This window comes from Streptomyces sp. NBC_01445, assembly GCF_035918235.1.
Lineage (GTDB): Bacteria > Actinomycetota > Actinomycetes > Streptomycetales > Streptomycetaceae > Streptomyces.
In genome coordinates this window covers 3,569,115-3,588,770 of the sequence record NZ_CP109485.1, presented here as the reverse complement: position 1 = coordinate 3,588,770, position 19,656 = coordinate 3,569,115, and the positions used below count along the sequence as shown (strand labels likewise).

14 protein-coding genes are annotated in these 19,656 nt (G+C 69.8%); 9 read left to right on the top strand and 5 right to left on the bottom strand.

The window, feature by feature from the left end:
- Positions 1–9: 9 nt before the first annotated feature.
- From OG574_RS16240 to eccCa, 3 genes are read right to left on the bottom strand one after another with little or no spacing between them, the layout of a single operon-like run.
- Positions 10–2,154, bottom strand: a complete 2,145-nt coding sequence (locus tag OG574_RS16240) for a serine/threonine-protein kinase (protein WP_326773833.1) — start codon at positions 2,152–2,154, stop codon at positions 10–12.
- A 10-nt stretch (positions 2,155–2,164) separates the two neighbouring features.
- Positions 2,165–3,034, bottom strand: coding sequence for a serine/threonine protein kinase (locus tag OG574_RS16235; protein ID WP_326773832.1), 870 nt, complete (start codon positions 3,032–3,034; stop codon positions 2,165–2,167).
- Complete coding sequence (eccCa, locus tag OG574_RS16230) at positions 3,031–7,002, bottom strand: type VII secretion protein EccCa (protein ID WP_326773831.1); 3,972 nt, start codon at positions 7,000–7,002, stop codon at positions 3,031–3,033. Before eccCa ends, OG574_RS16235 begins: the two co-directional genes overlap by 4 nt.
- A 314-nt stretch (positions 7,003–7,316) precedes the next feature.
- Here eccCa and eccD point away from each other — a divergent pair, with 314 nt between their 5' ends.
- The 6 genes from eccD (at position 7,317) to OG574_RS16200 (ending at position 14,559) form a co-directional block, all read left to right on the top strand.
- On the top strand, positions 7,317–8,831 hold the full coding sequence (gene eccD / locus OG574_RS16225; protein ID WP_326773830.1) for a type VII secretion integral membrane protein EccD: 1,515 nt from the start codon (positions 7,317–7,319) through the stop codon (positions 8,829–8,831).
- Positions 8,832–9,056: 225 nt separating this feature from the next.
- Positions 9,057–9,344 (top strand): 30S ribosomal protein S15, encoded by a 288-nt coding sequence (gene rpsO, locus OG574_RS16220; protein ID WP_100595166.1) that lies wholly within the window; start codon positions 9,057–9,059, stop codon positions 9,342–9,344.
- Positions 9,345–9,713: 369 nt separating this feature from the next.
- Positions 9,714–11,930 (top strand): polyribonucleotide nucleotidyltransferase, encoded by a 2,217-nt coding sequence (locus tag OG574_RS16215; RefSeq protein WP_100595167.1) that lies wholly within the window; start codon positions 9,714–9,716, stop codon positions 11,928–11,930.
- Positions 11,927–13,306: a M16 family metallopeptidase gene (locus tag OG574_RS16210; RefSeq protein WP_326773829.1), complete on the top strand. Its 1,380-nt coding sequence runs from the start codon at positions 11,927–11,929 to the stop codon at positions 13,304–13,306. Before OG574_RS16215 ends, OG574_RS16210 begins: the two co-directional genes overlap by 4 nt.
- Positions 13,307–13,342: 36 nt before the next feature.
- Positions 13,343–14,098: a 4-hydroxy-tetrahydrodipicolinate reductase gene (gene dapB, locus OG574_RS16205; RefSeq protein ID WP_116509158.1), complete on the top strand. Its 756-nt coding sequence runs from the start codon at positions 13,343–13,345 to the stop codon at positions 14,096–14,098.
- Between the two features lie 8 nt (positions 14,099–14,106).
- The gene (locus tag OG574_RS16200; protein WP_100595170.1) at positions 14,107–14,559 is read left to right on the top strand and encodes a tetratricopeptide repeat protein; all 453 of its coding nucleotides are present in this window, start codon (positions 14,107–14,109) and stop codon (positions 14,557–14,559) included.
- A 72-nt stretch (positions 14,560–14,631) separates the two neighbouring features.
- Here the strand turns inward: OG574_RS16200 and OG574_RS16195 are convergent, their stop codons facing one another.
- Positions 14,632–15,192, bottom strand: a complete 561-nt coding sequence (locus OG574_RS16195; RefSeq protein WP_326773828.1) for a PH domain-containing protein — start codon at positions 15,190–15,192, stop codon at positions 14,632–14,634.
- Between the two features lie 105 nt (positions 15,193–15,297).
- Positions 15,298–15,537 carry a hypothetical protein gene (locus OG574_RS16190; protein ID WP_227297627.1) on the bottom strand — a complete coding sequence of 80 codons (240 nt, stop codon included), beginning with the start codon at positions 15,535–15,537 and terminating at the stop codon, positions 15,298–15,300.
- Positions 15,538–15,812: 275 nt separating this feature from the next.
- Here OG574_RS16190 and thyX point away from each other — a divergent pair, with 275 nt between their 5' ends.
- The 3 genes from thyX (at position 15,813) to OG574_RS16175 (ending at position 19,482) form a co-directional block, all read left to right on the top strand.
- A complete protein-coding gene (gene thyX, locus OG574_RS16185; RefSeq protein ID WP_100595173.1) occupies positions 15,813–16,553 on the top strand; it encodes an FAD-dependent thymidylate synthase in 741 nt (246 codons plus the stop codon).
- Positions 16,554–16,761: 208 nt separating this feature from the next.
- Entirely contained in the window at positions 16,762–17,661 is a 900-nt protein-coding gene (gene dapA / locus OG574_RS16180; protein WP_326773827.1) for a 4-hydroxy-tetrahydrodipicolinate synthase, read from the top strand.
- Positions 17,662–17,796: 135 nt separating this feature from the next.
- A complete protein-coding gene (locus OG574_RS16175; RefSeq protein WP_326773826.1) occupies positions 17,797–19,482 on the top strand; it encodes a ribonuclease J in 1,686 nt (561 codons plus the stop codon).
- Positions 19,483–19,656: the final 174 nt, after the last annotated feature.

The window sequence follows — 19,656 nt, the reverse complement described above, 5'->3', positions numbered from 1 at the left end:
GAGCTTTTGCTATTCCAGCGGCAGGGCGACGAGGGAGCGGTCCGCAACAGCGAAGAGCCGTGCCTTCGCGCGCTGGGCGGTGAGGGAGGTTGCCTCCGCGCGCACGGTCCACGCCGGGGTGCGGCTGCTGGCATCCACTGCGCAGATTCCCGAACCGGAATGCTTGTAGACGTACTTCTTGCCCACGACCGGGGCGACATCGAGGCTGCCCGCAGAGGCGTTCGAGTCCTTCTCCCGCCACAGCAGCTTTCCGGTGGCCGCGTCGACGGCGACGAGCGAACGTGTTGCGTCGGCTTCGACGGCGTACACCACACCGTCCTGTACGACCGGGGTGCCGAACGCCGCGCCGCCGCGGTACGTCCACAGGGTTCGGCCGTTGGTGAGGAGCTGTGCACGAAGTACCTCCCCACCCCAGAAGACTCGCTTGTCGTCCGTGGCCAACTCACTGCTTCCGCCGTGGAATTCGGACTTGTCGGCCCGGCGCGTCCACGCGGTCGCGCCTGTCACGGTGTCGTACACCGTGACAGCGGGACCAGACCCCGCGAAGCTGCTCACGACGAGATGGTCGCCCACGGCGCGGGCGCCGCTGAAGCGCTGTTCCGACACAGGGGGGTGCGCGAGCGTCTCGTCCCAGAGGGCCTTGCCGGTCGCGAGATCGATGGCGATCAGGCTCCACGACTTGGGGTTCGAGGTTGCCTGACTGCCCTTGTCCGGGTCTGTCTTGACTCCGGCGACGGCGAAGGCCCGACCGTCGCCCACGGCGAGGAGTTGCTCGTTCCTCAGCCCTCCTGCCCAGCGGCTGAGGAGGATGGCGGAGCCCTGGGTGGAGCCGTCGCGCGGGTTGACCGCCGAGGCGGCGAATCCGTACGGGTGTGAATCGACAGGTGCGAGGGTGTACAGCCGCTCGCCGTCCGTGGCGGTGCGCCAAGGGCCCGATCTGTCGGTGGTGTTCCAGGCGTCGTCGCCTGTGTCGGCGCGGAAGCCGCGCACTCCCACCGCGCTGTCCACCACGATGGTGTCACCCACCACCATGGGCGGGGTGTGCCGCGGTGCGGTGGGTGCCTGGAAGGCCGTACGCCAGAGGGCGGCGGGGGCTGCTCTGTCAGGGCCGGAACGGGCCCATGCCCAGGCGCCCGCGCCGGCGGCGGACAGGGCCAGCAGCGAACCTCCGCCGATGAGCAGCTTCCGGCGCGAGGGGTGGACGGAACGCGCGGAGTGGACTGTGGTGTCGTACGCGTGCCCTGAGGAAGCAGGAGCGGGCAGCCGGTGGGTAGTGGTTCGCCAGACCTCCGTCGCCCGGCGGCCGATCTCGAGGAGCAGCGGGTCCGGGAGATGGGAGGCGAACTCGCCCTGGGGCCTGGCAAGTTGTTCCCGCAGTTCGGCGGTGGACGGACGCCGGTCCGGCTCCTTGCTCAAGCACATGGCGAGTACCGACGCCAAGGCCGGCGGCACTCCCGCCAGATCCGCCTGCGCGTATCGCACCCGGTACAGCAGGTCCGCCGCCTGACCCGAACCGAAGGGCGCACGGCCTGTGGCCGCGAACACCAGCACGCCCGCGAGGGCGAAGACATCGCCCGAGGCCGTGTGTTCGACACCGGTGGCCTGCTCGGGAGACATGAAGGCCGGTGTGCCCGCTGCCGTGCCGGTTCTGGTGAGCCGGTCGTCGCCGATGGCGCGAGCGATACCGAAGTCGATGAGTCGTGGACCGTCGGCGGTGACCATGATGTTGGACGGCTTGAGATCGCGGTGCACGACATCTGAACTGTGCAGCTGGGCCAGTGCCTCGCACAAGGCTGCACCCAGCGCGCGTACCGCTGCCTGTGGCAGCGGACCGCTCGTGGCGACGGCCTCGCCCAGCGGCGGTCCGAGCACGTACTCCGTGGCGAGCCACGGGGTGGCGGCCATGGCGTCCGCGTCGAAGACCTGGGCGCCGTACCGTCCCCCGATCACCCGCGCCGCATCGATCTCGAGCCGGAAGCGCGTTCGGGACTCCGGATCGGCAGCGATCCGGGCGTGCATGGTCTTGAGCGCGGCGGTACGGCCCGACGCCGTACGGGCGAGATAGACGGTGCCCATGCCGCCGCTGCCGAGGCGCGCGACGAGGCGGTACGCGCCGATCGCGGCGGGGTCGTCGTGCGTGAGAGGGGAGAGCATCGGGGGCCGGTCACCTCGGAGCGAGTGGGGGATCCGCGGCGAGCACCGAGGCCGACTGGCGGGCCAGCGCGGCGATGATGCGGGCAGGGAGGGGGAGAGTCGCGGTGGTGTCGAGGACGGTGGCCTGCGATGCCACAGCCGTGGGCGTCAACCGGTGCATCAACTCGGCGGCCTGCGGACGTCGTGCCGGGTCACGCGAGAGGCAGGCGGCGATGGCGGCACGCAGGGAAGCGGGCAGCTCGTCGCGCTCCGGGGCGGTGTGTCCCGTTGCCGCAAAGGCGAGCACCGCGCCGAGCGCATGGACGTCACCGAGCGGCCGGGGGCGTCCGCCCGCGGCCTGCTCGGGCGCGACGCAACCGGCCGTCAGCCACGGGATGCCGCCGCGCGCCTCGCCGTCGGGTCCGGCGGCGCGGACCGCGCCGAAACTGCCGACACGTGGCCCTTCGGTCGAGAGGAACACCGCTGACGGGGACAGCCCGGCGTGCACCACACCCTTCGCGTGTGCTGCCGCCAGGCCTGCCGCCAACGACGAACCCAAGGCCAGGACGGTGCGCTCCGGGAGAGGACCTCCGTGAGCGGCCAGCGCCTCGGGCAGGGTGAGCAGAGGGACGTATGGCGTTGCGTACCAAGGGAGTTCCGCGGTCGTGTCGGCCTCGATGACGGGGAGGAACCCCGGCACCGAAAGACTTGCGGCGGTCGCCGCCTCCACCGCCCACCTCCCGCGATCCGAATCGGGAAGGGGCACGCAGACGAGGACGGTGCGCTCGCCGTCGCCCGACCGTGCGAGGAACCGGCTTTCCGCCACGGGCAGTTGACCGAGGGTCGCCTGAAAGGGGGCGATGACCCGGTACGGCCCTACGGTCGCCGGAGCTTGGCTCACACGTGCTCCTCGCCCATCCACCCCGTCTGGACCAACGGCTTCCCCCGCTTGCGCGAGACGAAGACGCCACGGCCCGCCGGCATCGGCCGCGGCCGCACGCCGCCGACAAGCTCGCCCTCGCCCGGGTCGCCGGCCAGGACGAGGCCCTGGGCGCCGAGCTCCTTCATGCGCTGGATGAACGGCTCGTACGCGGCCCGGCCGCCGCCCGCCGAGGAGCGGGCGATGATGAAGCGGACGCCGACGTCCCGCGCGAACGGGAGCAGTTCGGTCAGGCCCGAGAGCGGGTTGCCGCTCGACGTGGACACCAGGTCGTAGTCGTCGATGATCACGAAGACGTTCGGACCGCGCCACCAGCTGCGGTCCCGCAGCTGCTGCGCCGTCACCTCCGCCGTCGGCGTACGCCGCTGCATCAGGTCGGCGAGCGCGTCCATGTGGTGCCCCATCGAGTTCGACATGGGGATGTACTCCGCCAGGTGCGAGGGCGGGGTCACGTCCAGCAGGCCGCGGCGGTTGTCGACCACGAAGAGCTTGCACGAGTCGCCGTCGTAGCGCTCGGTGAGGCGCTTGATGAGCAGGCGCAGCAGGTTCGACTTGCCGGACTCGCTCTCTCCGAAGATGAGGAAGAACGGGTCCTGTTCGAAGTCGAGGAACACCGGCTCCAGGTTGTCCTCGTCGAGCGCGAAGGACACACCGCGGTCCGGGAACAGGTTCCCCGGGGGCAGCCGGTCCGCCGCGAACTCGCGTGGAAGCAGCCGCACTTCGGGGGCGCCGGGCGCCGTCCAGTGCCGGGTCACCTCGGCGGTCAGCGCCGTCGTGGCCTCGGCCAGGTCCGTGTCCGACGAGAGGCCGTCGATCCGCGGGACCGCCGCCATGAAGTGCTGCTTCTGCGGAGACTGGCCGCGGCCGGGCACGCCCGTCGGCACGTTCGCCGCGACCTTACGGTCGAACTCGGAGTCCATCGTGTCGCCGAGCCGCAGCTCTAGGCGGTTCATGAGGTGGTCCTTCATGTTCGCCCTGACCTCCATGGACCGCGAGGCCGTCAGCACCAGGTGGATGCCGTAGCCCAGGCCGCGGGCCGCGATGTCGAGCACCGCCGGCTCCAGACCCTCGTAGTCCGTACGGAAGTTGCCCCAGCCGTCGATGACGAGGAAGACGTCCCCCCACGGCTGGTCGGTGACCGAGATGTCGCCGCGCGCCCTGCGTGCGCGGAAGTCGCCGATCGAGGCGATGCCGGAGGAGCGGAAGTACTCCTCGCGGCGCATCATCACGCCGTAGACCTCGGAGACCGTCCGCCGTACCTTCTCGGGGTCGAGGCGGGAGGCCACGCCGCCGACGTGCGGCAGCCCGGCGACGGCCGACAGACCGCCACCACCGAAGTCGAGCCCGTAGAACTGCACTTCGTACGGGGTGTGCGTCAGGGCGAACGAGGCGATGAGTGAACGCAGCAGCGTCGACTTGCCGGACTGCGGGCCGCCCAGGATCTGCATATGGCCGGCCGCACCCGAGAAGTCGCACCACAGCGGGTCGCGCCGCTGCTCGTACGGCTTGTCGACGAGGCCTGCCGGGACGATGAGCCGTCCCGCGCCCTCGTAGCCGGGCTGTGTGAGGCCGCGGCCCTGCACGGCGGCGAGGCCGGGAAGGAGACTGTCGAGCGACGGCGGGCTGTCCAGGGGCGGCAGCCACACCTGGTGGGCCGCCGGACCCTGCGCCTCGAGCCGGCGCACGATCACGTCGAGCACGGTGTCCGAGAGCGCGTCGTCGGTCGTGGTCGTGGTCTCGGGGCGCTGCTGGGGCACGGCCACGTACTGCACCGGCACCTCGGCCGCCGTGAACAGCACCGGCCGCCGGTCCATCGGAAGGGGCCCGCCCGCCACCGCCGTCTGAGCGGAACCGGAGCGGTAGGTCCCGGACACGTACGCCGCCTTGAAGCGGACCATCTCGTCCGTGCCGAACTTCAGGAAGCCGGAACCCGGCACGTTCGGCAGCTCGTACGCGTCGGGCACGCCGAGCGCCGCGCGGGACTCGGCGGCGGAGAAGGTCCGCAGACCGATCCGGTACGAGAGGTAGGTCTCCAGGCCGCGCAGCCGGCCCTCTTCGAGGCGCTGCGAGGCGAGGAGCAGATGCACGCCCAGCGAACGGCCGATGCGGCCGATCTGCACGAACATCTCGATGAAGTCGGGCTTGGCCGTCAACAGCTCGCTGAACTCGTCGATCACGAGGACGAGGGACGGGATCGGCTGGAGCGGGGCGCCGGCCGCGCGCGCCTTCTCGTAGTCGTGGATGTTCGCGTAGTTGCCCGCGTCGCGGAGCATCTCCTGGCGGCGGTTGAGCTCACCGCGGATGGAGTCGCCCATGCGGTCGACGAGCGTCAGGTCGTCCGCGAGGTTGGTGATGACCGCCGCGACGTGCGGCATCTGGGCCATGCCCGCGAACGTCGCACCGCCCTTGAAGTCGGCGAGTACGAAGTTCAGCGTCTCGGAGGAGTGCGTGACCGCGAGGCCGAGGACGAGGGTGCGCAGGAGCTCCGATTTTCCGGAACCCGTCGCACCGACACACAGGCCGTGCGGGCCCATGCCCTCCTGGGCCGCTTCCTTGAGGTCGAGCATGACGGGCCGGCCGTCCTCGCCGACGCCGATCGGCACGCGCAGCCGCTCCGCCTGCGAGCGCGGGCGCCAAGTGCGCTTGGTGTCCACGGACGCGGCGTCGCCGAGGCTCAGCAGATCCGTGAAGTCCAGGTTCGCCAGCAGCGGTTCGTCGTCGTCGCCGCCCGAGGCCATGCGCAGCGGCGCCAACTGGCGCGCCAGCGCGTCCGCCGCCTCGTAGGAGAGCAGGTCGGGCGTGCCCTCGTAGACCACGCCGTGCGCCGACTCCAGCGTCAGGGTGCGGGGCTGCACGACGATCGAGAGGTCGCCGCGGCCGGTCGTCAGGTCGCCCGGCACGACCTCGACGACGGACACACCCTGCAGTCCTTCGGGGCTGGCCAGCATCGACATCGGCGGCAGGGACACGCCGTCGAGCACGACGACGAGGTGCGGCTGCTCGGGGACGGGCGCCCCACCGGGGTGGAAGCGCGGACGGCCCTGGAGGCGCGTGGTCAGCATCGCCTCCAGCTCCATCGGGTCGGTGGTGATCAGACGGCGGCTGCCGGCGCCGTCCGTCTGGCCCGGGGCCTGGCTGTGGGGCAGCCACTTGGCCCACTCCCACTGCGGCGCGGACTCCCGGCCCGTCGCCACGGCGATCACCAGGTCCTCGGGGGAGTGCAGCGACGCGAGCGAGGCGACCACGGCGCGGGCCGTGCCGCGCACCGTCTGCCGCTCACCGCTGACCGTCACGTGGTAGAAGGCCCGCAGCGAGACCGCCATCGGCAGGTCCTCGAGCGTGCCGTGCGCGGCGAGGAAGCGCTGCATGGCGCCCGCCGTCAGCGGCTCCAACTCGTCCACGGGCGCGGTCTGCGGGGGCACCAGCGGAGTGGCGAGCCCCTGCGGGCCGAGGCCGACGCGTACCTGCCCGAAGTCCTCGTCGCCCGTGCGCCGTTCCCAGACGCGGCTGCCCTCGGCGACGAGCGCCCACAGCTGCTCGGGCGAGGGGTGCAGGTAGTACTGCGCGTCGCGCTGCTTCCTCGCGGTCTTCGTGGCGTCGCGCCGGGTTTGCGACAGATAACGCAGATAGTCGCGGCGCATGTCCGCCATCTGGCCCTGCGAGCCGCGGCGGTAGCGCACCAGCATCGCGATGCCCATGGCCAGGGTCGACGCGATCATCACCATGCCCATGATCTTCATGAACGGCCCACCCTGGCCGTTGAAGAAGAAGACAACGGATCCGCCCATGCCGAGCATCGGCAGGAGCTGCATCATCGCGCCCTCCTGCTGCCCGCGCGGCAGCTCGGGCGGAGGCTGCAGGACCACCTCTTCCGTGGGCACTTCGGACGGCAGCGCCCGAGGCGGGCGCTTCACGACGATGTGACTCACTTCGCACCAATTCCCTTGCCGGACCGAGGTGTTCCGTCCGCCGCCCCGTGTCAGGCGGACGTCGATCGTGATTTGCGATCCTACTGACGGTCACTGACAACGGTGGGCGGTAGGGTGCCGGAGGTGCAGTCGAGCACCGTGGATCGCCCGGAGAATCAGGGCATTTCACGCCGTCGGGAGCGAGCGGGACCGCCAACGCCGGTCCTGGCAGCCCCGTTGACGGGCAGCGGGGACGCGCGCGAGCGGCGTACACAACACCTCCACATCCGGCTGCATCACCGGACACACCAACCGAGGGGGAACAGCAGGTGAGCATGACGGCTTCCGCTTCCGCGACGGCCGGCGCGACCGGCGGAGCGGGCACCGGAGCCCCTTCGGGGGCCGGCACGGGCCTCGGCTTCTGCCGCGTCACCATCGTCGCGCCCGACAGCCGGATCGACGTGGCACTGCCCGACGACGTCCCGGTCGCCGACCTCAATCCGGAGATCCTGCGGCTCTCCCAGCAGAGCCCCGCCGAGGGCGCACCGGTCGGCTATCACCTCGTACGCCGCGACGGCACCGTCCTCGACAGCGCCCGGTCCTTCGCCGCGCAGCGCATCCTCGACGGCGAGCTGCTCACCCTGCGCCCGTTCTCCGAGTCACTGCCGCCGGCCGTCTTCGACGACGTCTCCGAAGCGGTCGCCTCGGCCGTCACCCGCGACCGCACCCTGTGGAACGGCGACCTGACCCGCGGCGCCGGACTCATCGGCGGCGGCGTCCTGCCCGCCCTCCTGGCCTTCGTCACGTGGACGGCCGAGCCGCACCACAACATGCACAGCCTCCAGGGCATCCTCGCCGCGGTGGCCGGCCTCCTCCTCGTCGTCCTCGCGGGCGTGCGGGCCCGGGTCTACGACGACCGCGGCTCGGCCATCGCTCTCGGACTCGGCGCCCTGCCGAACGTGGCGGTGGCAGGCTCGGGCCTGCTGCCCCTCGCCGACCACCAGGGAATCGGCCGCCTCCAGTTCCTGCTGGCCTGCACAGCCGTACTGATCGCCTCCGTGGTCCTCACCCTGGTCTCGCCGGGCGGCGACGGTCCCTTCGTGGCCTTCGTCTTCGCGTCGGCCATCGGTCTGCTCGCGACCTTCATCGCCATCCTCACGGACCTGACAGCCGTGGAGACCGCCGGCCTGTGCGCGCCCGTCTCCGTAGGGGCCCTCGCCTTCCTGCCGGGCCTCTCCATGCGCTTCGCCCGCCTCCCCATCGGCTTCGAACCGCCGAGCATGGCCCGCGGCGAGTACGGCAGCGACCCCGCGAACCAGGAGCCCGTCGAGGCCGACCGCATCGCGGCCCAGGCCCGCCGCGGCCACGAGCTGCTCGTCGGCCTGGTCGGCGGCTGCGCCCTGGTGTCAGTAGGCGCCGCGGCCGTCCTCGGCTTCTCGAACGGCGTCTGGGGTCAGCTCCTGGCCTTCGCCACCGGCGTCGCGATGCTGATGCGCGCCCAGCTCTTCCGCTACACCGCACAGGTCGCCTCCCTCCTCGCCGCAGGCCTCGCCGCCCTCGTCCTGCTGGGCCTCGGCCTCTCCCTCCACCCGCCGGTGGACTACCTGACCGACTTCTTCATGAAGAACGACCCCACGGCCCTCAACATCCGCACGGTCTGGCTCGTCGCGGTGATCGCGGCGGCCACGGCGCTGATCACATCGATCGGCCTGATCACGCCCCGCCGCGGAGTCAGCCCCTTCTGGGGACGCTTCATGGAGATCGCGGAGACGTTCGTCCTGCTCACGCTGGTCCCGCTGACGCTCGCTGTCTTCGACGTGTACACGAAGGCCCGCTCTATGACCGGCTGACCGGACCGCATCAAGGCGCCGTGGGCCGCATCGGGCCCACGGTCGGGTGCACACGGAGTGGCTGGTACGCTGTGTGACGGCCGTTTGTGTACGCGCCCTCAGGTCTCCGGTTCTCCGGAATCTGAAGACTGCGCCCAGCGGACCTCGCCTCCCGAGTATCGGAAGCTCCCCTGAGATGTGGACCAGGGGCACTCGGTGGCCACGAAAAGACTACGAGGAGTACGCGTGTCGCTCGACGCCGCTACGAAGAAGCAGATCATCACCGAGTTCGGCCAGAAGGAGGGCGACACCGGCTCCCCCGAGGTCCAGGTCGCCATGCTGTCCCGCCGGATCTCGGACCTGACCGAGCACCTCAAGACGCACAAGCACGACCACCACTCCCGTCGTGGTCTGCTGATCCTGGTCGGCCAGCGTCGCCGCCTTCTGCAGTACCTGGCCAAGAAGGACATTCAGCGCTTCCGCGCCCTGGTCGAGCGCCTCGGCATCCGCCGCGGTGCGGCCGGCGCCCGCTAAGACGCCGTGAAGGGAGCGGTTCCCACCGACAGGGGGCCGCTCCCTTTGCTGTACGTGCGAAGTGTCACAGACGCTTTGTAGTCTGGGACACACGAACAAAAGCACCACCGCACGCATCACCGCATGCATGCACCGCATCGATGCACCGCCCCCAGTGGCACCGCATCGCTGCGCACGCATCACCGCACGAGGAGAAGCGCACCCTCGCCGCCGCCGGTCCTCGGTAGTGGCCCCCGGGAGACGGATCCCGTCCACCCCGGGTGCTTCGATCGAAGACCGGCCCGCACACAAGGCGCGCTTCTCCGGCCCCGTCCCTCCGCCACACGGGCGGAACGGGACAAAAGACGAAAAGTAACGGAGAAAACGCTAGTGGAGAACGAGACCCACTACGCCGAGGCCGTCATTGACAACGGCACCTTCGGCACCCGCACCATCCGCTTCGAGACGGGCCGTCTGGCCCGTCAGGCCGCCGGCTCCGCCGTGGCGTACCTGGACGACGACACCATGGTGCTGTCGGCCACGAGCGCTTCGAAGAAGCCCAAGGACCAGCTCGACTTCTTCCCCCTCACGGTGGATGTCGAGGAGCGGATGTACTCGGCCGGCAAGATCCCCGGCTCCTTCTTCCGCCGTGAGGGCCGTCCCTCCGAGGACGCGGTCCTGACCTGCCGCCTCATCGACCGCCCGCTGCGTCCGTCCTTCAAGAAGGGCCTTCGCAACGAGATCCAGGTCGTCGAGACGGTCATGGCGCTCAACCCCGACCACCTGTACGACGTGGTCGCCATCAACGCCGCCTCCTGCTCCACGCAGCTGGCCGGCCTGCCCTTCTCCGGCCCGGTCGGCGGCACCCGTGTCGCGCTGATCAAGGGCCAGTGGGTCGCGTTCCCGACGCACACCGAGCTCGAGGACGCCGTCTTCGACATGGTCGTCGCCGGTCGCGTCCTCGAGGACGGCGACGTCGCGATCATGATGGTCGAGGCCGAGGCCACCGAGAAGACCATCGAGCTCGTCAAGGGCGGCGCCCAGGCGCCGACCGAAGAGGTCGTCGCCGCCGGTCTCGAGGCCGCGAAGCCGTTCATCAAGGTCCTCTGCAAGGCCCAGTCGGAGCTGGCCGCCAAGGCCGCCAAGCCGACCGGCGAGTTCCCGATCTTCCTCGACTTCGAGGACGACGTGCTCGAGGCCCTCACGGCCGCCGTCAAGACCGAGCTCGCCCAGGCGCTCACCATCGCCGGCAAGCAGGACCGCGAGGCCGAGCTCGACCGCGTCAAGGGTCTGGCCGCCGAGAAGCTGCTCCCGAAGTTCGAGGGCCGCGAGAAGGAGATCTCGGCGGCGTACCGCGCGCTGACGAAGTCCCTGGTCCGCGAGCGCGTCATCAAGGACAAGGTCCGCATCGACGGCCGTGGCGTCACGGACATCCGTACGCTCGCCGCCGAGGTCGAGGCCATCCCGCGCGTGCACGGCTCGGCGCTGTTCGAGCGTGGCGAGACCCAGATCCTGGGCGTCACCACCCTCAACATGCTCCGTATGGAGCAGCAGCTGGACACCCTTTCCCCGGTGACCCGCAAGCGCTACATGCACAACTACAACTTCCCGCCCTACTCGGTCGGCGAGACGGGCCGCGTAGGCGCCCCGAAGCGCCGCGAGATCGGCCACGGTGCGCTCGCCGAGCGCGCCATCGTGCCGGTCCTGCCGACGCGCGAGGAGTTCCCGTACGCGATCCGTCAGGTCTCCGAGGCCCTCGGTTCCAACGGCTCGACGTCCATGGGCTCGGTCTGCGCCTCCACCATGTCGCTGCTGAACGCCGGTGTGCCGCTGAAGGCCCCCGTCGCCGGTATCGCCATGGGCCTGATCTCCCAGGAGATCAAGGGCGAGACGCACTACGTCGCCCTCACCGACATCCTCGGTGCGGAGGACGCCTTCGGTGACATGGACTTCAAGGTCGCCGGCACCAAGGACTTCGTCACCGCTCTCCAGCTCGACACCAAGCTGGACGGCATCCCGGCCTCCGTCCTGGCCGCGGCCCTCAAGCAGGCCCGCGACGCCCGCCTCCACATCCTCGACGTGATGATGGAAGCGATCGACACGCCGGACGAGATGTCCCCGAACGCCCCGCGGATCATCACGGTCAAGATCCCCGTGGACAAGATCGGTGAGGTCATCGGCCCGAAGGGCAAGATGATCAACCAGATCCAGGAGGACACCGGCGCCGACATCACGATCGAGGACGACGGCACCATCTACATCGGTGCCCAGCAGGGCTCGCAGGCCGAGGCCGCGCGCGCCACGATCAACTCGATCGCCAACCCGACCATGCCGGAGGTCGGCGAGCGTTACCTGGGCACCGTCGTGAAGACGACGACCTTCGGTGCGTTCGTGTCCCTGCTCCCGGGCAAGGACGGCCTGCTGCACATCTCGCAGATCCGCAAGCTGGCCGGCGGCAAGCGCGTGGAGAACGTCGAGGACGTTCTCGGCGTGGGCGCCAAGGTCCAGGTCGAGATCGCCGAGATCGACTCCCGCGGCAAGCTCTCCCTCATCCCCGTCGTCGAGGGCGAAGAGGGCGACGAGACGAAGGACGACACCGACAAGTGACGTCCCGTAGCTCCAAGGCGACGGCCCGCACCTCCTCGGAGGCGCGGGCCGTCGCCCGTACCCAAACCCTGATCAAGGGCGAGAACGGCATCGGTACGGTCCGCAGGACCACCCTCCCCGGCGGCCTGCGCATCGTCACCGAGACGCTGCCCTCCGTACGCTCCGCGACCTTCGGTATCTGGGCGAACGTCGGCTCCCGCGACGAGACGCCCACGCTGAACGGCGCGACGCATTACCTCGAGCACCTCCTCTTCAAGGGCACCTCCCGCCGGAGCGCCCTCGACATCTCCTCCACGATCGACGCGGTCGGCGGCGAGATGAACGCCTTCACGGCGAAGGAGTACACGTGCTACTACGCGCGCGTGCTCGACACCGACCTCCCCCTCGCGATCGACGTCGTCTGCGACATGCTGACCGGCTCCCTCATCGAGGAAGCCGACGTCGACGCCGAGCGCGGTGTGATCCTCGAAGAGATCGCGATGACGGAGGACGACCCGGGCGACTGTGTGCACGACCTGTTCGCGCACACGATGCTCGGCGACACCCCGCTGGGCCGCCCGGTCCTCGGCACGGTCGACACGATCAACGCACTGAACCGCGGCCAGATCGCCCGCTTCTACAAGAAGCACTACGACCCGACGCACCTCGTCGTCGCCGCCGCGGGCAACGTCGACCACAACAAGGTCGTACGCCAGGTGCGCGCCGCCTTCGAGAAGGCCGGAGCCCTCACCCGCACCGACGCCGTCCCCATGGCCCCGCGCGACGGCCGCAAGCCCGTGCGCGCGGCCGGCCGCATGGAGCTCCTCGGCCGCAAGACCGAGCAGGCCCACGTCATCCTCGGCATGCCGGGCCTCGCCCGCACCGACGAGCGCCGCTGGGCCATGGGCGTCCTCAACACCGCCCTGGGCGGCGGCATGTCGTCCCGCCTCTTCCAGGAGGTCAGGGAGAAGCGCGGCCTCGCCTACAGCGTGTACTCGTACACGTCGGGCTTCGCGGACTGCGGCCTCTTCGGGGTCTACGCGGGCTGCCGGCCCAGCCAGGTCCACGACGTGCTCAAGATCTGCCGCGACGAGCTCACCCACGTCGCGGAGCACGGCCTGTCCGACGACGAGATCGGCCGCGCCATCGGCCAGCTCTCCGGCTCCACGGTCCTCGGCCTCGAGGACACCGGCGCCCTCATGAACCGCATCGGCAAGAGCGAGCTCTGCTGGGGCGAGCAGATGTCCGTCAGCGACATGCTGGAGGAGATCGCCTCGGTCACCCCCGACGAGGTGCGCGCGGTGGCCCGCGACATCTTGGGGCAGCGCCCCTCGCTGTCGGTCATCGGCCCGCTCAAGGACAAGCAGGCGGCGCGCCTGCACGAAGCGGTGGCGTAGCCCACCCGTTCGCAACTCGCGTAAGGAACGAAGAAGATGAGCAAGCTGCGCGTGGCGGTCCTCGGCGCCGGGGGCCGCATCGGCTCCGAGGCCGTACGGGCCGTCGAGGCCGCCGACGACATGGAACTGGTCGCGGCCCTCGGCCGGGGCGACAAGCTGGAGACCCTCACGGAGTCCGGCGCCCAGGTCGCGGTCGAACTGACCACGCCCGACTCGGTGATGGACAACCTCGACTTCTGCGTACGCCACGGCATCCACGCCGTCGTCGGCACCACCGGCTGGACCGACGACCGCCTCGCCAAGCTCACCACCTGGCTCGCGGACTCCCCGCGGACAGGCGTGCTCATCGCCCCGAACTTCTCCATCGGGGCCGTCCTCACTATGAAGTTCGCCGAGGCCGCGGCGCCGTACTTCGAGTCCGTCGAGGTCATCGAGCTGCACCACCCGAAGAAGGTGGACGCGCCCAGCGGCACGGCCGCCCGTACGGCGCAGCTCATCGCGGCGGCCCGTGAGAAGGCCGGCAGCGCCCCGCAGCCGGACGCCACGGCCACCGCTCTCGACGGCGCCCGCGGCGCGGACGTCGACGGCGTCCCGGTCCACTCCGTGCGCATGCGAGGCCTCCTCGCCCACCAGGAGGTACTCCTGGGCGGCGAGGGCGAGACGCTGACCATCCGCCACGACTCGCTGCACCACAGCAGCTTCATGCCGGGCATCCTGCTCGGCGCCCGCCGCGTCGTGACCACTCCCGGCCTCACCTTCGGCCTGGAACACTTCCTCGACCTGAACGTCTGACGGACCTCATGCGCGCAAAGCTCACCTACCTGGTCACCGCCCTCGTCCTGGTCTTCTACTTCGTCCTGGTCGGCAGCCGTGGCCTGCTCCTCATCGAGCAGGGCACCCTGCTCACCGTCACGTTCGGCGTGGCCGTGCTGATCCTGCCGGTGATCGGCCTGTGGTTCCTCTGGGCCAACACCCAGTTCGTCCGCAAGGCGAACCGCCTCGCCGATCTCCTGGAGGCCGAGGGCGGCCTGCCCGTGGACGAGCTGCGCCGCGACCAGTACGGCCGCATCGACCGCGACTCCGCCGACGAGGTCTTCGCCCGGCGCAAGGCGGAGACCGAGGACACCCCGGGGGACTGGCGCTGCTGGTTCCGCCTCGCCGTGGCCTATCGCGACGCACGGGACACCCCGCGCGCCCGCAAGGCGATGCAGCGCGCCATCGCCCTCCAGGAGGGCAGGACGGTCAGCGTCTGAGGACGTGTGCGTCCCGAGTACATGTGAAGGGCCGCGCCGGTGTTCCGGCGCGGCCCTTCACGTATGCCTCGTTCAGGCGTGCTGCGGCCGGTACTCCTCGGCCCACACCTCGATCGTGTCCGACGCCCGGTCGAAGGCCTCGGTCCGCGCGAGGAAGTCCGCGCCGTGACTGGTGACCAGGGCCGAACTCTCATCGGCCTTGTCCCGCCGTACGAGGAGCAGCGCCTGCCCCTGCACCGTGCGGGGGAGTCCGAGCCAGCGGACCGGCTGCTGGACCGTACGGACCGTCACGACCTGGGCCCACGGGACCGTCTGGGTCTGGAAGAAGGCCACCCGGCGCAGGCCGTGTGCGCTCACCCACGTTCCCATCCGCAGCAGCCGCAGTGCCGCCCCGATGATGAGCAGTGCGATGAGACCGCACACCGCGCCCCCGCCGAGACCACCCGTGAAGGCGATGATCACCGCGGCGAACATGACGTACGAGGCGAGCAGCAGGAGCAGTGCGGCGAATCCCACGCGCCACGGCCCCGGCCGGTAGGGACGCCGCCATTGGTCGCGATCGTCGAAAGGCAGCGCGACGTCGTCGGCCACCTCGTCAAAAGCGCGGTCGGCCGTCAGGAAGGGCAGGGGCACGACTGGTCCTCACTCAATCCACGCTGTATTCGGGCTGTGCCCGGTGAGGCTACCTAGGCGTGCGCCTGCCTTCCACCCCTGGGGGGCCGGACGGGGGCAGGCCGGTCAGCGACCGTCGGACGCTTCGGACTGCTGCGTGTGCGCCGGTGCCTGACCGGACGACAGGGCGGGCATCCCCAGGAGCAGGGCGCCCACGAGCCCGGCGACGACGGTGAGGCCGACGAGCGAGCGACCGGCGATCTGGCCGGCCGACGCGCGTTCGCGCGGGGGCGGAGTGACGTTACTGCGGAACTTGTCGGCTTCGGCGATGAAGGCGAACGGAACGGGCTCGCGCCGACGGAACATGGGTGCTGCTTCTCCTCGTCAAGATCGAAACGTTCGGATCATGGAACGGCTCCGGCCATCGAATGAGGTCAGAGCGCCGAGAGCGGCGAACGAACCGCCCCGTTACCCATACAGACGTACGGATGCCCCAAAAGGTGCCCTGTTTCGCCGAATTAACAGAAGTTCGGCGATGTTCGGATCGGAATGTCGCGAGGCGCGACCGAATGCCCCGTTGTCAGAGCCTGCCCGTAGAGTGGGCGCCGCCCGAGCGAAGTGATGGAAGGACCCCTCGAACCGTGACCGAAACCCCTGCTGACGACCTCAAGCCGACCTTCCGCGGCGACGTGACGGTCGAGCTGGTCAAGCACACCGCGAGCGACACCGACGTGCTGTTCGCCGCCCGCGTCTCCACCGCGGGAGAGCAGTCCCTCGACGAGCTGACCAAGGACCCGGAGCGCTCCAAGGGCCTGATCAACTTCCTGATGCGGGACCGTCACGGCAGCCCCTTCGAGCACAACTCGATGACGTTCTTCATCAACGCCCCGATCTTCGTGTTCCGCGAGTTCATGCGACACCGCGCGGGCTGGTCGTACAACGAGGAGTCGGGCCGCTACAGGGAGCTCCAGCCGGTCTTCTACGTCCCGGAGGCCTCCCGCAAGCTGGTGCAGCAGGGCCGCCCCGGCAAGTACCAGTTCGTCGAGGGCACGCAGGGCCAGCAGGAGCTCACCGGCCGCGTGATGGAGGACTCGTACCGCCAGGCGTACGAGGCGTACCAAGAGATGCTCGCCGCGGGCGTCGCCCGCGAGGTGGCCCGTTCGGTCCTCCCGGTCGGCCTTTTCTCCTCGATGTACGCGACGTGCAACGCACGCTCCCTGATGCACTTCCTCGGCCTGCGCACCCAGCACGAGCTGGCCAAGGTCCCGTCCTTCCCGCAGCGGGAGATCGAGATGGTCGGCGAGAAGATGGAGGCGGAGTGGGCCAAGCTCATGCCGCTCACCTACGCCGCATTCAACGGGAACGGCCGGGTCGCACCGTAGCCAGGGAAACGTTGATTCGGTACAGATGTACGGTTCAGCCGTGCGAAGTGTCCGTATTGCGGCATTTCGGAAAGTTCATCTAGCCTGATCAAACGGACCCGGCACTGCTTGAACCCCCGAGCAGGCAGTGCCGGGATCCACCCCCGCCACGCCCCCTGGCATCCCCCGAGGGGGGACCGCGCGCTGAGCAGCGAGTAGCGTATTACCCATGGCTCCGACCTCCACTCCGCAGACCCCCTTCGGGCGGGTCCTCACCGCTATGGTCACGCCGTTCGCGGCGGACGGCGCACTTGACCTCGACGGCGCGCAGCGACTCGCCGCCCACCTGGTGGACGCAGGCAACGACGGACTCGTCGTCAACGGCACCACCGGCGAGTCCCCGACCACCAGCGACGCGGAGAAATCGGATCTCGTACGAGCCGTGCGACAGGCGGTCGGCGACCGTGCCCATGTCATCGCCGGCGTCGGTACGAACGACACCCGCCACAGCATCGAGCTCGCGCGCGCCGCCGAAAAGGCCGGAGCGCACGGCCTGCTCACGGTGACGCCGTACTACAACAAGCCCCCGCAGGAAGGCCTCCTGCGACACTTCACCGCGATCGCCGACGCCACCGAGCTGCCGGTGATGCTGTACGACATCCCGGGCCGCAGCGGCGTACCCATCAACACCGAGACGATCGTCCGCCTCGCGGAGCACCCGCGCATCGTCGCCAACAAGGACGCCAAGGGCGACCTCGGCCGCGCCAGCTGGGCCATCGCCCGCTCCGGCCTCGCCTGGTACTCCGGCGACGACATGCTCAATCTGCCGCTGCTCTCCGTGGGCGCGGTCGGCTTCGTCTCCGTCGTCGGCCATGTCGTCACCCCCGACCTGCGCGCCATGCTCGACGCGTTCGTCAGCGGCGACGTGCAGAAGGCCACCGAGATCCACCAGAAGCTGCTCCCGGTCTTCACGGGCATGTTCCGCACGCAGGGCGTCATCACGACCAAGGCGGCACTCGCCCTCCAGGGCCAGCCCGCCGGTCCGCTGCGCCTGCCCCTCGTGGAGCTGACGCCCGACGAGACCGCCCAGCTCAAGATCGATCTCGCCGCGGGCGGGGTACAGCTCTAAACACAGACTTCACAACTGAATACGCACGACCGCAGGGCACAGCTCCTGCACCCACACAAGACAACTGCTACTGCACGAACGTCACGCGCGCCACGTGCCTAACAGGTACGTGGCGCGCGTGGTGAGGAGAGTCTTTTGAGTCATCCGCATCCTGAACTCGGCGCCCCGCCGAAGCTCCCGAAGGGCGGCCTGCGCGTCACCCCGCTCGGCGGCCTCGGTGAGATCGGCCGCAACATGACGGTCTTCGAGTACGACGGCCGCCTGCTCATCGTCGACTGCGGCGTGCTCTTCCCCGAGGAGGAGCAGCCCGGCATCGACCTGATCCTGCCGGACTTCACGTCCATCAGGGACCGCCTCGACGACATCGACGGCATCGTGCTCACGCACGGCCACGAGGACCACATCGGCGGCGTCCCGTACCTCCTGCGCGAGAAGCCGGACATCCCGCTGATCGGCTCCAAGCTGACGCTCGCCCTCATCGAGGCGAAGCTCCAGGAGCACCGCATCCGCCCGTACACGCTCGAGGTCGCCGAGGGCGACCGCGAACGCCTGGGCCCCTTCGACTGCCAGTTCGTGGCGGTCAACCACTCCATCCCGGACGCGCTCGCGGTCGCCATCCGCACGCCTGCCGGCATGGTCGTCCACACTGGCGACTTCAAGATGGACCAGCTCCCGCTGGACCGCCGCCTCACCGACCTCCCCACGTTCGCCAAGCTCGGCGAGGAAGGCATCGACCTTCTCCTCACCGACTCGACGAACGCGGAGGTCCCGGGCTTCGTCCCGCCCGAGCGCGACATCTCGAACGTGATCCGCGGCGTCTTCGCCGGCGCTCAGAAGCGCATCATCGTCGCGTCCTTCGCCAGCCACGTGCACCGCATCCAGCAGATCCTGGACGCCGCTCACGAGTACGGCCGCCGGGTCGCCTTCGTCGGCCGCTCGATGGTGCGCAACATGGGCATCGCCCGTGACCTCGGCTACCTGAAGGTCCCGCCGGGCCTGGTCGTGGACGTCAAGACGCTCGACGACCTCCCGGACAACGAGATCGTCCTCGTCTGCACCGGCTCGCAGGGCGAACCGATGGCCGCGCTGTCCCGCATGGCCAACCGCGACCACCAGATCCGGATCGTCTCCGGGGACACGGTGATCCTGGCGTCGTCCCTGATCCCGGGCAACGAGAACGCGGTGTACCGCGTCATCAACGGCCTGACCCGCTGGGGCGCGAACGTCGTCCACAAGGGCAATGCCAAGGTCCACGTCTCGGGCCACGCCTCGGCCGGCGAGCTGCTGTACTTCTACAACATCTGCAAGCCGAAGAACCTGATGCCGGTCCACGGCGAATGGCGCCACCTGCGCGCCAACGCTGAGCTCGGCGCCCTCACCGGCGTTCCGCACGACCGCATCGTGATCGCCGAGGACGGCGTCGTCGTCGACCTCGTCGAGGGCAAGGCAAGGATCGTCGGCAAGGTCCAGGCCGGTTACGTCTACGTGGACGGCCTCTCGGTCGGTGACGTCGGCGAACCCGCGCTCAAGGACCGCAAGATCCTTGGCGACGAGGGCATCATCTCGGTCTTCGTGGTGGTGGACTCCAGCACCGGCAAGATCACCAGCGGTCCGACCATCCAGGCACGTGGTTCCGGCATCGACGACTCGGCGTTCAGCGCCGTCATGCCGCGGATCCAGGAAGTCCTGGACAAGTCGGCCCAGGACGGTGTCGTCGAACCCCACCAGCTGCAGCAACTCATCCGCCGCACGCTGGGAAAGTGGGTCTCCGACACCTACCGCCGGCGCCCGATGATCCTCCCGGTCGTCGTGGAGGTCTGAAGCACCTGAGGAGCGGGGCGCCTCGATTTGCATCGAGGCGCCCCGCTCCACTAGGTTTACGGCTCCGCCCAAGGGGAACCCGGCGCACTTACGTGCCCGATCAAACCTCCCCGAGTGGGCCGGAAATTCCGACTCAGAATCTCTGATAAAGTCGGAACCGCCGGAAAGGGAAAC

Bases quoted from the DNA above. Each gene is read 5' to 3' on its own strand.
- OG574_RS16240 (WP_326773833.1), bottom strand. From the start codon at position 2,154: ATGCTCTCCCCTCTCACGCACGACGACCCCGCCGCGATCGGCGCGTAC.
- eccD (WP_326773830.1), top strand. From the start codon at position 7,317: ATGACGGCTTCCGCTTCCGCGACGGCCGGCGCGACCGGCGGAGCGGGC.
- dapB (WP_116509158.1), top strand. From the start codon at position 13,343: ATGAGCAAGCTGCGCGTGGCGGTCCTCGGCGCCGGGGGCCGCATCGGC.
- OG574_RS16200 (WP_100595170.1), top strand. From the start codon at position 14,107: ATGCGCGCAAAGCTCACCTACCTGGTCACCGCCCTCGTCCTGGTCTTC.
- OG574_RS16190 (WP_227297627.1), bottom strand. From the start codon at position 15,537: ATGTTCCGTCGGCGCGAGCCCGTTCCGTTCGCCTTCATCGCCGAAGCC.
- dapA (WP_326773827.1), top strand. From the start codon at position 16,762: ATGGCTCCGACCTCCACTCCGCAGACCCCCTTCGGGCGGGTCCTCACC.